This window comes from Krasilnikovia sp. MM14-A1004, from assembly GCF_047159485.1.
Lineage (GTDB): Bacteria > Actinomycetota > Actinomycetes > Mycobacteriales > Micromonosporaceae > Actinoplanes.
The window spans coordinates 5,427,501-5,441,870 of the sequence record NZ_AP038773.1; the positions used below are offsets into that span (position 1 = coordinate 5,427,501).

Genomic DNA, 14,370 nt, shown 5'->3' on the forward strand with positions numbered 1-14,370 from the left:
GCGACGCGCATGTATGTCAGCGTACGGTCCCGGTCGGCCTTCGTCGGCCCTGGCGCGGATGCGGGGCTGAACGTGTCACGGGACCCGGACTCGGCGGAGCCCAACGCTCGGGCAGGCAGAGGGGCGTCAGTGCCACGCCTTGGTTCGCGCGGGAGTTCCCCTTGGGAAGCGGGTCAGGCGACCGTGGAGACCACCGGCGTGAGCAGAACCTCGGCCCCGATCGGGGCGTATCCCGCGGCGAGGAACGCCCGGAGGCTGGCCACGTTGCCCGAGGCCACCTGGGCCCACACAGGGCGGCCGTCGGGCACGAGCCGCCGCGCGGCCGAGGCCAGAGCGCGACCGAGGCCCGCGTTGCGTGCGTCCTCGTCGACCTCGATGGAGACCTCCCATCGGCCCGCCACGCCGCGGCCGACGACCACGATGCCGGGGCCACAGCTCCAGACCTGGACATCAGACCGGTGCAGGCGGGCGCGGACCGCACGGGGGTGGGTGCTGTCGGGTACGGGCTTCAGGTCTGGAAGTGGATCGCCCTCGCCGGACGCGGCCAGGAGAACCACGTCGGTGCTGCCCGCGGCGAGTCGGAGTCGCTCCTCCAGGGCACCGAGGAACTGCGGTCCCAGTGGGGCCGCCAGATCGTTGCCGTCGGTGAAGGATTCGACGAACGGGCGGTCCACGTCGGCGGCGACCACGACGTGGCCGGGGAATGAGGCCACCGCTGCCGTGTGGGGCGCCGGTGCCGGGACGACATCAAGCCAGGGGTCGGCCGGGAGTCGCTCGGCGCGCTCGATCCGGGCGACGACCTCCGCAAGGTCGTACACGGCGACGGTCAGGCCGACTTCTCCTCGCGCTCGCGACGGCGCCGGCCGACGAACTCGCGCGGGACGATCGTCGGGTTGACGTTCTCCAGCACGACCTCGCGGGTGATGACCACGCGGGCGGCGTCGGGGTTGCTCGGCACCTCGTACATCACGGAGAGCAGGACCTCTTCCATGATGGCGCGCAGGCCTCGGGCGCCGGTGCCGCGGAGCATCGCCTGGTCGGCGATCGCCTCGAGGGCACCCTCGTCGAACTCCAGCTCGACGCCGTCGAGCTCGAAGAGGCGCTGATACTGCTTCACGTACGCGTTGCGGGGCTCGGTGAGGATCTTGATGAGCGCGGTCCGGTCCAGGTTGCGTACCGTCGTGATGACCGGCAGGCGGCCGATGAACTCCGGGATGAGACCGAACTTCAGCATGTCCTCGGGCATGACCTTGCTGAAGATGTCGTCGGTGTTCCGCTCGGAGATCGAGCGCAGGTGGGCACCGAAGCCGACCCCACCCTGGCCGATACGGGACTCGATGATGCGGTCCAGGCCCGCGAACGCCCCACCGACGATGAACAGCACGTTGGTGGTGTCGATCTGGATGAACTCCTGGTGCGGGTGCTTGCGGCCACCCTGCGGCGGGACGTTCGCGACCGTACCCTCAAGGATCTTGAGAAGGGCCTGCTGGACGCCCTCACCGGAGACGTCGCGGGTGATCGACGGGTTTTCGCTCTTGCGGGCGATCTTGTCGACCTCGTCGATGTAGATGATGCCCTGCTCGGCGCGCTTGACGTCGTAGTCGGCGGCCTGGATGAGCTTGAGCAGGATGTTCTCGACGTCCTCGCCGACGTAGCCGGCCTCGGTCAGGGCGGTGGCGTCCGCGATCGCGAACGGCACATTGAGCATCCGCGCGAGGGTCTGCGCCAGGTGGGTCTTACCGCAGCCCGTGGGGCCGATGAGCATGATGTTGGACTTGGCCACCTCGACGTCGCTGCCCGCGCCGGGCGCTCCGGAGGACTCTGCCTGAATCCGCTTGTAGTGGTTGTACACCGCGACGGACAGCGCCTTCTTGGCCTGTTCCTGCCCGACCACGTAGTTGTCCAGGAACTGGCAGATCTCCATCGGCTTGGGAAGCTCTTCCCACTTCACCTCGCCGGTTTCGGCCAGTTCCTCCTCGATGATCTCGTTGCAGAGATCGATGCATTCATCGCAGATGTAGACCCCGGGACCTGCGATGAGCTTTTTGACCTGCTTCTGCGACTTTCCACAGAACGAGCACTTCAGTAGGTCGCCACCGTCGCCGATCCGTGCCACCTACGTTCTCCCTGCGCTCATCGGCCGGCCCGCGCCGGCCCGTGGCCTGAGGACGATCTGCCTCGTTGCTAACTCATCGACTGCCGACCCGCGTTACTGAGGTTGCAGGCTCGACGTTACCCGTTGAGGGGCTGTTCTCCGACCCCCAAAACGGGCGTGTCAGGGGCCAGCCAGTGTAGCTCCTCCGGCCGGCCCCCGACGCGCTGCGTTCAGCTACCGACGCCGGCGGCCTGCAGGCTCTTCTTACGGCTGGCCAGCACCGTGTCGACCAGGCCGTACTCCTTGGTCTCCTCGGCCGTCATGATCTTGTCGCGATCGATGTCCTTGCGGACCTTGTCGATCGACTGACCGGAGTGCCGGGAGATCATCTCCTCCAGCTGGGTACGCATCCGCAGGATCTCGCGCGCCTGGATCTCGATGTCCGAGCCCTGGCCGTAGCCGCCCTCGGTGGCGGGCTGGTGAATGATGATCCGCGAATGCGGCAGCGCCATCCGCTTGCCGGGCGTGCCTGCGGCCAGCAGCACGGCCGCGGCGCTGGCCGCCTGGCCGAGGCAGACCGTGATGATGTCCGGGCGGACGTACTGCATCGTGTCGTAGATGGCCGTCATGGCCGTGAACGAGCCGCCCGGCGAATTGATGTACATCGTGATGTCACGGTCCGGGTCCGTGCTCTCCAGGGTGAGCAGCTGGGCCATCACGTCGTTCGCCGACGCGTCGTCCACCTGCACGCCGAGGAAGATGATCCGGTCCTCGAACATCTTGTTGTACGGGTTCGACTCCTTCACGCCGTACGAGGTGCGCTCGACGAACGAGGGCAGCACGTAGCGGTTGTGCACCGGAGCGAACCCGGGAGGCATCGTCAGGTCGGTCATTGCTCAGCTCCTCAGTTCAGCGTTCCGGCGCCCTCGGGGACCTGCGTGGCCCCGGTGATCACCTTGTCGATGAAGCCGTAGTCCTTGGCCTCCTGCGCCGTGAACCAACGGTCCCGGTCGGAGTCGGCCTCGATCGTCGCCTGGTCCTGGCCGGTGTGGAACGCCACCCGCTCCTGGAACATGCGCTTGGTGTACAGCATCTGCTCCGCCTGGATGGCGATGTCGGCGGCGGTGCCGCCCATGCCGCCGGACGGCTGGTGCATCATGATGCGCGCGTGCGGCAGCGCGTAACGCTTGCCCGGGGCGCCGGCGCAGAGCAGCAACTGGCCCATCGACGCGGCCATGCCCATGGCCACGGTGGCGACGTCGTTGTCGATGAACTGCATCGTGTCGTAGATCGCCATGCCGGAGTAGACCGAGCCACCGGGCGAATTGATCCACAAGTTGATGTCGCGCTCGGGGTCCTCCGCGGAGAGCAGCAGCAGCTGCGCGCAGATGCGGTTCGCGACCTGGTCGGTCACCTCGCTGCCGAGGAAGATGATCCGCTCGCGGAGCAGACGGTTGTAGACCGAGTCGTCGAGGTTGCCACTGATGGAGTCGCCGCCCCGCAGGAGGGGACTCGCCGGGAAGTGCAGATCGCTCATGGCAGCCCTTCGCAGCTGACTGTGCCGGCCCGGACTTCGCGGCCGGCAGGTTGTCCGTCGTACGACCAACCTAACCGGTCCCCCGCGCGGGAGCTTCCCGCTCGGGCAGGTGTTCGCTGACAGCGCACGGCCCGGCCCGTACGGAGAGAAGCGGGCCCGGCCGAGACGGCCCGGCCCGCTTCCGCACCGTCAGTGGTCGTGACCGGCGTGCTCGTCCTCGCCCTGCTCGCGCAGGTCGTCGAGTGTGAGGGTGTTGCCCTCGCTGTCCTTCATCGTGACCCGCTCCATGACCGACGCGAGGGCCTTTCCGCGACGCACGTCGCCGAAGACGGCCGCCGCGGCGCCCGACTGCACGAGCTGGTCGTAGTACTGCTGCGGCTGCATCTGGGCGCGCTGGGCCCGGTGCACGATCTCGTGGCCGAACTCGTCGTCGGAGACCTGCACGTCCTCGGCGTCGGCGATGGTGTCCAGCAGCAGCTGGATCTTGACGCCCTCGGTCGCGGCCTCGGTCAGCTCCTCGTCGATCTGCTCCTCGGTCTTCTCCTCCGAGGCCAGGTAGTCGGCCAGGCTGGCGCCGATCCGCTCGAGCTGGTCGGTCATGGCCTGCTTGCGGCCCTCGACCTCCTCCTTGACGATGCCCTCGGGCGCCGGGATGGCGGCGGCCTCAACGAGCTGCTTGAGGGCCTCGTCGCGGGCGGCGTAGATCTGCTCGACCTTCTTGACCTTGCCCAGGCGCGTCTGCAGGTCGGTGCGCAGCTCCTCCAGCGTGTCGAACTCGCTGGCCAGCTGGGCGAACTCGTCGTCGATCTCGGGCAGCTGCTTGTCCTTGACCGTACGGACGGTGACGTGCACCTCGGCGTCGCGGCCGGCGTAGTCGCCGCCCACGAGCTGCGTGGTGAACGTCTTCTCCTCGTCGGCCGACATGCCGACCAGCACCTCGTCCAGGCCCGGGAGCAGCTGCTTGCTGCCGACCTCGTGGGAGATGTTCGTCGCGCTGCCGCCCGGGACCTCCTCGCCGTCCACGGTCGCCTTCAGGTCGAGCTGGACGTAGTCGCCGTCGGCGGCGGCCCGCTCCACGGTCTTCAGCGTGGCGAAGCGCTCGCGCAGGCCCTTGATCTGCTCGTCGACGTCGGAGTCGGCGACCTCGACGGCCGGGACGGTCACGGTGATCGTCGACAGGTCCGGCACGGTGATCTCCGGGCGGACGTCCACCTCGGCGGTGAACTTCAGCGGGTTGCCGTCCGTGAACTCGGTGATCTCCACCTCGGGCCGGCCCAGCGTCCTGACCTCGTGCTCCTGGACCGCGGCGAGGATCTGCTGCGGGATCGCCTCCTGGACGGCCTCGTTGAGGACCGCGCCGCGGCCGACCCGCTGGTCGATGACCGCGGCGGGCACCTTGCCGCGCCGGAAGCCCGGGACCTGCACCTGAGAGCCGATCTCCCGGTACGCCTTCTGCAGGCTCGGCGTGAGCTCCTCGAACGGCACCTCGATGGCGAGCCGCACCCGGGTCGGGCTCAGAGTCTCGACGGTGCTCTTCACAGACGTACTCCTTGTTGCTTGCGAGGTTGGTGGCAGTCGGGGTGGCGGGATTTGAACCCACGGCCCCTCGCTCCCAAAGCGAGTGCGCTACCAAGCTGCGCCACACCCCGTGGCGCCGTCAGTGTATGCGGTCGCTCCAGGCGCATGTGCCGTGGAGTCACCCGCCCGGCGATCCGGTTCGCGTCGCGGGCGTGCGTTCAGTAGTCTGGTGCGCGGTCCCCGGGCAGCCGGGGCTCGCGGGCGTAGCTCAATGGTAGAGTCTCAGTCTTCCAAACTGATTACGCGGGTTCGATTCCCGTCGCCCGCTCATAGCGTAACGGCCCAGGTCAGACGGTGTATCCCAGACCTGGGCCGCCCTCGTTTCAGGGCTTCGAATGGCCGCGTGGGCCATTCACGGGCCATTAGCTGGCCGCAGCATTCTCAGCCGGGCCATCCCCGTCCTCCGCGTCTAGCGGATCTTGCTTCTCGGACGGGCGGGCGATCCGCCGGTCCATGCCCTCCGCGATCTCTCGGTCCCGCTCGCTGGTGGCGTGCTGGTAGATCAGCGCGGCCCGCACGGTCGCGTGGCCCATCCGGGCCATCAGCTCGCGGGTGCTCGCGCCCGACGACGCGGCGAGGGTATTGCCGGTGTGCCGCAGGTCGTGGAAGTGGAAGCCCTCGGGGAGACCGACCTTCACGACTGTGGTCCGCCACTTGACCGCCGGGCCGAAGGTGCTCCCCCGCAGATGCGCCCCCTTGGCTCCGGTGAAGATCAGCGCATCCGGACCGTCACCGACGTAACTACCTGGTCCCATATGTATACAGAGCGCGTCGACCGCGACAGCAGGCAGCGCAACGACGCGGACCCCGGTGGCCGATTTGGGCGGGCCGACCTCCACCCGGCCGACGAGGACGGCGAGCTTGCGCGACACCCGGACGATGCCCTCATCGAGATCGACGTCACGGCGGCGCAACTCGGCCAGCTCGCCCCACCGCAGGCTGGAGAACGCGCCCACGATGACCAGGGCCGAGAACCGGGCAGGCATGGCGGCGGCCAGCGCGAAGACCTGCGGGATCGTCGCCGTCGGCCGCTCCGGGGTGTGGTACCTGGTTCTCGCCGGTGCGCCTCGCCGCGTTCAAGGGCAACACCCAACTCAAGGCCGGCCGCCTCGCCCAAGCCCGCGACACCCTCACCGCTGCCCTGGACGCCCTGCCCGCCGGGGAGGGCAAGCAACGAACCGTCGTTCTCGGGGACCTCGCCGCCGTCGAGGTCGCCCAGAAGCGTCCGGAAGGCGCGTGCGCCCGCGGTGAGGAAGCCTTCGACCAGCTCGCCGTCACCTGGTACGCCACCGGCATGGCACGCATCCGCGAGGTCCGCAGTGCGCTCCAGCCATGGGCCGACGAAGCCTACGTCCGGCACCTCGACGACCGGCTCTACGGCTGGCACACCACCCTCAACGCGTTCCGGCGTTGAACGCCGCAATCCGCTCCGGAAGCTCAGCCAGAGAATCGATCCGCATCGTCGCCACCCGGTCCGCTTCCGGATCACGCTGCTGAATGACCCCCCACGGGCCGCGACGAATCAGCGCCGTCTTGAAGCCTGCCATCGCCGCGGGTCGGACGTCGTTGTCGAGCCGGTCACCCACGTACAACGTCTCGTCCGGTGCGGCCGGCGTGGCCTTGGCGACTGCCTCGAAGAAGCCCGGTTCCGGCTTGGAGACGCCCCAGTCGTCCGACGTGGCGATCATGTCTGTCGGCAGGTCAAGCGACCGCAGGATGCCGCCGGCTCGAACGGCCTGGTTCCCCGCGATCCCGACCCAGAACCCGGAATCGCGCAGCTTGCTCAGCGACGGCCGGACATCCGCATACAAGTCAACCTCGCCGAACCACTCCGGCTGACCCGCCGCCGCGCGCTTCTCCCGCTCCTGGGTCAGGTCGAAGCTCGGCCGAAACACCTGGAACGTCTCCCGGTAGTCCAGCCCCTGCGCGATCACCGCGCCGAACACCACCGAGAACGTGTGCCGCGGTACGCCCAGTCAGTCCGCCCACGTCCCGTACTCGCGGGCCTCGTTCACCAGACACTCGCCGACATCGAAGACGACAGCTCGAATCATGGGACCGAGCGTAAGCCCTCGCGGTTCGGCGCCGACAGCGGCTGCCATGGAGTGCACTCCATGATCATTTTATGCCTAGATTGAGGCAATCCGGACGGCGGGACTTGAGTCGATATCACCGGTGGGCCTCGGAGCCCGGCGCACCTAGGCGGGATTCGAACCGATGACCGACGGATGAGAAGAGGCCATGATCGCGTCCACTGTGGCTTCTAGCAGGAACTTTGCTAGCACCTAGCGCGTCTCATTCTTCTCTGATGTCTTCAGAAGGCCGGGGTTCGTGCCACGGGCCGTGCCACGGCGCTTCCCCCGACGCTTGCATCGTGCGTTTACAGCCCTCGAGGTCGACTACGGAGGTGAACTATTTCGGCGTCCTTTTTAGGGTGCTGTCTCGTGATGGCCATCGCACCACCCGAAAGAGGGCTGCCCGTTCGGGCAGCCCTCTTTTGTCCGGCGGAATAGCGGATATTGTGCACCGACCGCGTGAGGCGTTCTGCCAGCTAGCCTTGAACGGCTCTTCCTTCGCGTAACCATTGGAACGACCGTAGCTTGCCATCGCAACTAAACGACAGCCCTACACGAACCTGACCAGGGGTCAAGGTGACTCCCCCGTTCGGGGAGACTGCAATAGTAAACGGGGGTTGGCTATCGGATGCAGCGATAGCCGCAATTGCGCCGTGAAATTCTGGATTGCCAGAGTCATCGAATGCGTTATATATCTCGGAATGCTCTTCTTGGATCTGCTTCGTAATAGCGCCATTCTCGCCTAGGGCGAATCCACCGGGAACCACTCCGGTTGCCTGATTACCTCTTGGGAAGAGTGCGACAATATGGAAGAAGCAGTTCTCTAGGCGATGATTGCCTAGATTTTTTGCAACCCAGGAAGTTCGCACAAGGACCGTCCCCGGAGGCGCAGCGCCAGCATTTTCTGGATGCATCGAAGCCCAGACTTCCTGGAAGACCACGGGGCTGCTCTCGGCCGCTGACACCTGGTAGGACCCGTCAACTTTGGGCTTAGGATTCGATCTTGCTGAGACACTGATATACGCAAGGGTTAGGACCCCAATAACGACAACTGCCGATAGGTAGCCATTTCGGCGATTCATCGTTGCAGTCTTCCCCTTTCCGCGCGAACCGAGGTCTATGCTATACGATCAACCTCAGTAATTGCAAATATCGCCGATGACGCCGGGCTCCTCGATCTGGAAATCGTGCCCTTCGTTCGTCCAACCAATGCTAAAGCTGTCAGCGCCTACACCAATCGAATTGACTTCAGTCTCATCCCAGGTATGCACATACTTAGCGTAGATTTGCACCCTAACGCAACTCTGACTGGGGATACCGTATGGATAGACAGTTTGCCAGCCGTTCCCGTGATCCATGTTGAAGTCAACGTCTTCCGTGCATCCCGGAAAGTGCGGGGCACCGACCTTAATTGCGTGGTCTTGCGCCATCCATCCAGTCCCATGATCGTTTGCAACGGCAGAGTGCTCTACGGTTGACTGACCATAGTGGTTCTTACGCCCGGCCAGCTCTTGCCTGCCTTGATAAAAGGCGCCGTGGTCGAAATTATAGACGTTCGCGCCCGCGACGCGGACCCCCCACGCGTCTTCACCACCAATCTCCTGGTCGTCAAAGCAAGCGCCGCTGTAATCGTCTTTGTAGTTTTGATTCTTCCACTGCCAGGTCATGGCCGCGTAGTACATAGTGTCTCTTTGGTTGTAGTAGAGACTCGTGCCGACCTCAACGTCTGATCGCTCTGCTAGCCGCGCTACGCCCGCCGACTTGATCGGCTCGACGCCCACCTTTACCACGCACCATTCGCTCGCCAGCACCTTGTCGATTTCGGCCTGGCTGCGCCCTTTGTTGTCAAGCAAGCTGGTGAACTCCGCAAGCGTCTTTGAATTGATGCTCTTGCCGATGGCCGATCCATGCGGCTTGCAACTAGACTTTCCTGCGGGGCCGCCTGCGTTTGCGGGCGAGGCACCCACCAATTGACATCCCAGGGCAATGATGCCCACTGCCAACGCAGCTTTAAAGCGTTTCCAGTCTTCCACGTACAGAGTCCTTCCCTCGCGCTCGGATGAAGGCGCACGAAGGCATCCGGAATGCTGACGTAGCCGTGCTGATTGGAGCCCCCGTGGCGGGACCAAACCCTAGTAACACCAACGATAGCTGTCAATGTTGAGCATCTCCTGCGAACGCGGTGACCCGAAGGATCAAGGGTGGGGCCGAGGTCCGACAGCGCTACGACCATAACCCTGGTCGACGCGGGCAAGAAGACGGACTATAGATGACCAGGTCATCGGTGGTGAACTCATGGATCAGCGTGACGGTCCTGCCGACCACATATCTCACGGTTAGGGCGCTTCGCCGGCGACACCCAGGACCATGCAGTTCCGGCAGTCACACCACACGACCTTCAGCCGACTGTCGAACATCAGACACCGTGACGACGGTGACGACGACGTGATCCGACAACTGATGTGCGACATATGTTCGCCAGGTGATACGCGACGGCCTAGAAGCCTGCAGTGGCACTGAGCGATGCGATAGTTCAGTCAAGGAGGATCGAGGGCGGGTCACTTCCGTCCAGCGTGGCAGCTGTGACAGTGGGGTGAGGTCGCTGTCGTTGATCGCGATTCGGTCAAGCCGAACGCTGCGCAGCCTCGTGAGGCGGCGAAGCGGCGCCAGACTCCGGATTCGGCCTGCGGCTATGAGTACCAGCCGGTGAAGGTCGCGCGACTGGGTGAGGTGTTCCAAATCCAGATCGTTGTCCGCGGGCAGGCGCTTCGGACCGCTGAGGGTGACTTGTTCCAGCTCAGTCAATGCCTTCAGCGGACTCAGCGAGGCGACCTGGTGGTCCTGTACGAGCAGTTCAGTCAGCTTCGGGCACCGGTCGAGACCGTCGAGGCGAAGATGGCCCGGTCGCCCATCCAGCCGAAGACGTTGCAGTAGCGGTTTGTCGCCCAGAAATCGCATGTCCGATCCAGCCGAGCCCGCCACCACCAAACTGCATAACCGGGCCAGCGGACCGATCGTCAAGAGATCGCGCCGACCAGTCACCACAAGGCTCGTCAGGCGTTCCAGCCGATCGACCGCCAGGGGTTTGCGGGAGCCGGTTACTAGGCTCAGGTACTCCAGTTCCGCCAGATCGTTGACTGCCGAGTCGTCGAGGACTGGTGCGTCGATACTCAAACCGCGAAGTCCGGGCAGGTCACGCACGAAGTCCAGCGTGCCGAGCTTGAGTCCGCGTGGCGCCTGGAAGCTCAGCGCCTCGTAGCCGTCGGCGGCGAACCTGGCGGATGCGGCGCTTGACCATGGCCCCTCGTCGGCTGACCAGCGGAGCGTACGGAAGTCTCGCAGATCAACCACAAGAGCCCCACAACACAACGTGATTGGCGGTCTAGGGACCTGCATCCTGTCATGCCGCGATCGGCGCCCTCGCGTGTCGCCTATCAGTTGGCGGACGCGTGTCGCACATCAGCCGACGGAGGACACGGTGACGACGATGACTGTTGCCGAATTGCCCTGTACTTAGATCAAGGCGCACCGTGCGCGCTCGCGGCCCGCTGCTGGCGGCCTGCGGCCGGCATCGCGTGCCGCGGCGCGCCGCACCAGGCGACGTATCCTTGCTGGTAGCTGCAATCCCGGTGCTGCACAGACGGGCGATCGGGAGGCGGACACCGGGAGTTTCCGTCGCTCGCGCCCGCACCAACTTTAGGGCGGGGTCCGCGCTTGCGGTTCCCGTCTTTGCGTGTCGAGCCCGATCAGCGAGGGCCGGTAGGGGCGCAGGGCCGTGACGATCGCCTGGATAGCTGAGCGCCGTCGTGGCTGGGGCGATCGGCTCGCCGCGCCAGCGGAGCTGGCTTGCCTCGGCGGGCCCTGGCCGGGGCGGGTCGAACCGCTGGCCTTCAGACTTCAGGCACGTGGGCGCGGGCGAAGCCAGACAGGGGTGGCCAGTGGTGCCAGCATCGGTCGCATCCAGGGGCAGTGCAGTGCATCCAACCGCCGCAGTTCTCGTCGGGCTCCCACACGGTGTGCTCACTGATCGGATGCGGGCATTGATCACAGACCGCAGGGCGCGAGAACTGTGCCTCGTCATGCTCATGCACCGGACCATCATCGCCCAGGTCGGTAGAGATGATCCTGGCAAGCAGGGAGCCGCACAGTGAAGCGGGATTTAGTTCCACTAGGCGGTCAGGCCCCATGCCTCCGGCGGGGATCTTCGACAGAGATGAGGGCCGCCCATCACCACCGCGAGTCCGCACACCGTGGGACTCACGGCGGCGATGGGCTTGAGCGATTAGAAGGGCGAGGCGCTGACGCGGACCATCCACGGGCCCGTAACCAGATCGATGAATGGGCGCGAACGGGCACGAACGGCACGGCGGACACGTTGCTTGACCAGGCGATTCGGGCACACCGGGACGTGCCGGACGATCTTCCAAACTGATTACGCGGGTTCGATTCCCGTCGCCCGCTCATAGCGTAACGGCCCAGGTCAGAGGGTGTATCTCAGACCCGGGCCGTCGTCGTTCCAGAGCTCCAAACCGGCCTCCGTGCCATCGCCTCCGCGCCATCGCCTCCGCGCCATCGCCTCCGCGATCTCCCGGCTCCGCTCGCTCGTGGCGTGCTGGTAGGTCAACGCGGCCCGCAATGGACTGGCCTGCCGCCGACGTTCCGGAACAACACTGGAGCAACTACTCAGGGTGAGCGACAGGGACATTCGAGACGGGCGGCGGGAATGTCCTGCGATCTTCGCGGCGAATCGCGCGTGGGCCTCGACCTCGCCGGTCAAGGCTGGGCGTGATGGATTGAGGCGGTGTCGAGGTCGCGGTAGGTCCGTTGGGGGGCCTTGCGTCCCTGGCCGGAGGCGACGCGATCGCGGCCGGCGCGCTTGGCGATGTAGAGATGGCGGTCCGCCGCGGACAGCAGGGCCGGCTGGCTGCGTTCGGGTGCTTCCTGTACGCAGGCCACCCCGATGCTGATCGTCACGGGCAGCGTGCCGGTGATCTCCGACCAGGCATGTGCGCCGATGGTCCGCCGGATCCGGTCGAGTGTGTCTGCCGCGGTGGCGACGGCGGTCGCGGGCAGGACCATCAGGAATTCCTCGCCGCCGAGGCGGGCCACGAATCCATCCGGTACGGCGGCGGTCAACTCCGTCTCCAGCAGTTTGGCGATCTGGACGAGGACCTGGTCGCCGACGTCATGGGACAGCTCGTCGTTGATCCGCTTGAAGTGGTCCAGGTCGACGATGGCGACGGTGAGCTCGGGGTCGGCCGCGATCAGCGTGGGCAGTTCCTCGTCGACGTAGCGGCGGTTGCGCAGGCCGGTCAGCGCGTCACGGCGGGCCTGCTCGCGGAAGCGTTCGGCCTCCTCGCGGACCTCGGCGGTCTCAAAGATGGCCTGTGCCTGGGCCTCGTGCTGCTTCGAACGCAACCTCACGTAGGCGTCGTGGAAGATCTTGTACATCGCGAACGCCTCATGGATCTCGCCGCGTGCGGCGTACAGCTCGGCCTGCTCCTGGTGCACCCGGACCAGGACCTCGTTCAGTTCGCCTTCTGTGCACAGGGTGCGGGAGGTGTCGAGGCTACACTGGGCACGATCCGTGGCGCCCATCCCGCGCTGGGCGCGAGCCAGGGTGAGCAGGTGCTCGGCCAGGTAGTCGCCGCCGCCGTACTCCCCCGTGTGGTGCAGGTCGATGCAGGTGAGCATCGTCTGCTCGGCCTCGACATACATGCCGTTGCCGATCTGAATCGCGCCGACGGTGTCCAAGATGGTCGGGTCAAGGCCAATGCCGTGTGTCGCGGCGTGTTCCTGAAGCCGGCGGGCGACCTCCTGGGCGCGCACGAAGTCACCGGCGAGATGCTCCGAGTAGGCCCAGTTGTTGAGGACGTCCGTGAGCGGCTCCCACAGGCCCAACTCGCGCGCCAGTTCCTCGGCCTGCCGGAATCGCAGCCGGGCCGCGTCCAGCGCGCCGCTGTCGGCGAGGGCGTCGGCCAACTTCATCCGGTGCCGTACCTGCATGTGCGGCGTGGCGGTGTCGTCGAGCAGCTCGACCGAACTCACCGCGTGCTCCAGGCACTTCGCGAAGTCCCCGCGCAGCCGCTGGACATGCGACCAGATCGCTTGGATGCGGGACTGCAACGGGCGGTCGCCGTGCTGGACCGCCCATGCGTAGCTGTCGTCAAGTCGCCGCGCGGCCTCGGCGACGTTGCCGACGCGGGCGAGCAGGTTCGCGCGGCACACGCGGGCGCGCGCGACGAGGCTGTCGTCGCCGAGTTCCACGGCGCGGGTTTCGAGTTCGGTGGCGAGGGTGAGATCGGTGTTCGCGTTCTCGAAGCTGCGGTCCTCGATCTCGAGCAGGACAGCCGACAGTTGCACGGCGCTCATCTCGCTGTTGATCAAGGTTTCACCCCCCGGATGCGGTTCACCTCCCGATCGGCCGGGGCCAGGCAGGTTGAAGCAATTGGGGAGTGCCTTCCCAGGAGGTGGCGGGCAGCCAGGCCGCGGCGCTGCTGGCGGCCTGCGGCCGGCATCGCGCGCCGCACCGCGCCGAGCGCTCCCGCCCGCGGCCCCGGCCTCTCGACGGCGAGCCGGGGCAGGGTCGTGACAACGACGGCAGCCCCGTGGCCGCGCTCCTGCGTAAGGTGCGAATTGTCAGCGCGGCAGCCGCTGCAGGAGTTGCCGGGACGATTCGAATCCCAGCCGTTCGTACACTGGCACGGCCTTGCGACCGGAGCTGACCGTCACACGGAGCGACCCGCGGCGGGCCGCGTACTCCGAAGCAGCCTCCACGAGCGCCGAGCCGATGCCCTGACCTCTGCTCTCCACCGTGACGAAGACACTCTGGATGTCTGCGGACATCCGGCTTGCCGCCCCAGGCCTGGGGACGCGAGGAACGAGTGCAATCCAGGCCATACCGACGATCTCCGGACCCAGGAGTCGGGCGACGAACGCCAGGTGCGAGTCCTGGTGAACGCCCCACCAGTGCGCGAGCCCCGCCGCGAACACCGCAACCTGCGCCGGGGCTGGCTCCACTCCGTGGGTGTCCAGCCACAACAGCCGGGCCAACTCTGGGATGGTGGGCGCGGACCGTATGACGT

Annotated in this window: 12 protein-coding genes, 2 tRNA genes and 1 pseudogene (1 of these 15 cut by a window edge); 2 read left to right on the forward strand and 13 right to left on the reverse strand. The window is 66.2% G+C overall.

Features of this window, described 5'->3' with window-relative positions:
• The 7 genes from ACMCNN_RS23195 to ACMCNN_RS23225 all read right to left on the reverse strand — a co-directional run.
• A protein-coding gene (locus tag ACMCNN_RS23195) for a carbon-nitrogen hydrolase family protein (protein WP_412742620.1) crosses the window boundary here: on the reverse strand, positions 1 to 11 show its beginning. Its footprint begins 787 nt before the window's first position; 11 of the gene's 798 nt are visible here — the first part of the coding sequence; the start codon lies at positions 9 to 11; its stop codon lies beyond the left edge, outside the window.
• A gap of 162 nt (positions 12 to 173) precedes the next feature.
• Positions 174 to 818 (reverse strand): GNAT family N-acetyltransferase, encoded by a 645-nt coding sequence (locus ACMCNN_RS23200; protein WP_412742621.1) that lies wholly within the window; start codon positions 816 to 818, stop codon positions 174 to 176.
• An 8-nt stretch (positions 819 to 826) separates the two neighbouring features.
• A complete protein-coding gene (clpX, locus tag ACMCNN_RS23205) occupies positions 827 to 2,116 on the reverse strand; it encodes an ATP-dependent Clp protease ATP-binding subunit ClpX (RefSeq protein WP_130511140.1) in 1,290 nt (429 codons plus the stop codon).
• A gap of 209 nt (positions 2,117 to 2,325) precedes the next feature.
• A complete protein-coding gene (locus ACMCNN_RS23210) occupies positions 2,326 to 2,988 on the reverse strand; it encodes an ATP-dependent Clp protease proteolytic subunit (RefSeq protein ID WP_412742622.1) in 663 nt (220 codons plus the stop codon).
• An 11-nt stretch (positions 2,989 to 2,999) separates the two neighbouring features.
• Positions 3,000 to 3,632 carry an ATP-dependent Clp protease proteolytic subunit gene (locus ACMCNN_RS23215; RefSeq protein WP_412742623.1) on the reverse strand — a complete coding sequence of 211 codons (633 nt, stop codon included), beginning with the start codon at positions 3,630 to 3,632 and terminating at the stop codon, positions 3,000 to 3,002.
• A gap of 189 nt (positions 3,633 to 3,821) precedes the next feature.
• Complete coding sequence (gene tig / locus ACMCNN_RS23220) at positions 3,822 to 5,171, reverse strand: trigger factor (RefSeq protein ID WP_412742624.1); 1,350 nt, start codon at positions 5,169 to 5,171, stop codon at positions 3,822 to 3,824.
• 36 nt (positions 5,172 to 5,207) lie between these two features.
• Positions 5,208 to 5,281 (reverse strand) — tRNA-Pro (locus ACMCNN_RS23225).
• Between the two features lie 126 nt (positions 5,282 to 5,407).
• On the opposite strand from ACMCNN_RS23225, the gene ACMCNN_RS23230 reads away from it, so the two are divergent.
• Positions 5,408 to 5,478, forward strand: a tRNA-Gly gene (locus ACMCNN_RS23230).
• 94 nt (positions 5,479 to 5,572) lie between these two features.
• Here ACMCNN_RS23230 and ACMCNN_RS23235 read toward each other — a convergent pair.
• A complete protein-coding gene (locus ACMCNN_RS23235) occupies positions 5,573 to 6,196 on the reverse strand; it encodes a tyrosine-type recombinase/integrase (RefSeq protein WP_412742625.1) in 624 nt (207 codons plus the stop codon).
• 74 nt (positions 6,197 to 6,270) lie between these two features.
• On the opposite strand from ACMCNN_RS23235, the gene ACMCNN_RS23240 reads away from it, so the two are divergent.
• Positions 6,271 to 6,624 carry a hypothetical protein gene (locus ACMCNN_RS23240; protein WP_412742626.1) on the forward strand — a complete coding sequence of 118 codons (354 nt, stop codon included), beginning with the start codon at positions 6,271 to 6,273 and terminating at the stop codon, positions 6,622 to 6,624.
• Here the strand turns inward: ACMCNN_RS23240 and ACMCNN_RS23245 are convergent.
• The 5 genes and pseudogenes from ACMCNN_RS23245 to ACMCNN_RS23265 all read right to left on the reverse strand — a co-directional run bounded on the left by ACMCNN_RS23245 (position 6,605) and on the right by ACMCNN_RS23265 (position 14,338).
• Positions 6,605 to 7,264 (reverse strand): annotated as a pseudogene (locus tag ACMCNN_RS23245) (HAD family hydrolase). The gene ACMCNN_RS23240 and the pseudogene ACMCNN_RS23245 overlap by 20 nt on opposite strands.
• A 1,157-nt stretch (positions 7,265 to 8,421) precedes the next feature.
• Positions 8,422 to 9,318, reverse strand: a complete 897-nt coding sequence (locus ACMCNN_RS23250; RefSeq protein WP_412742627.1) for a hypothetical protein — start codon at positions 9,316 to 9,318, stop codon at positions 8,422 to 8,424.
• Positions 9,319 to 9,667: 349 nt separating this feature from the next.
• Positions 9,668 to 10,636: a hypothetical protein gene (locus ACMCNN_RS23255; protein WP_412742628.1), complete on the reverse strand. Its 969-nt coding sequence runs from the start codon at positions 10,634 to 10,636 to the stop codon at positions 9,668 to 9,670.
• A gap of 1,422 nt (positions 10,637 to 12,058) precedes the next feature.
• Complete coding sequence (locus tag ACMCNN_RS23260) at positions 12,059 to 13,657, reverse strand: GGDEF domain-containing protein (protein WP_412742629.1); 1,599 nt, start codon at positions 13,655 to 13,657, stop codon at positions 12,059 to 12,061.
• A gap of 267 nt (positions 13,658 to 13,924) precedes the next feature.
• Positions 13,925 to 14,338, reverse strand: coding sequence for a GNAT family N-acetyltransferase (locus ACMCNN_RS23265; RefSeq protein ID WP_412742630.1), 414 nt, complete (start codon positions 14,336 to 14,338; stop codon positions 13,925 to 13,927).
• Between the last annotated feature and the right edge of the window lie 32 nt (positions 14,339 to 14,370).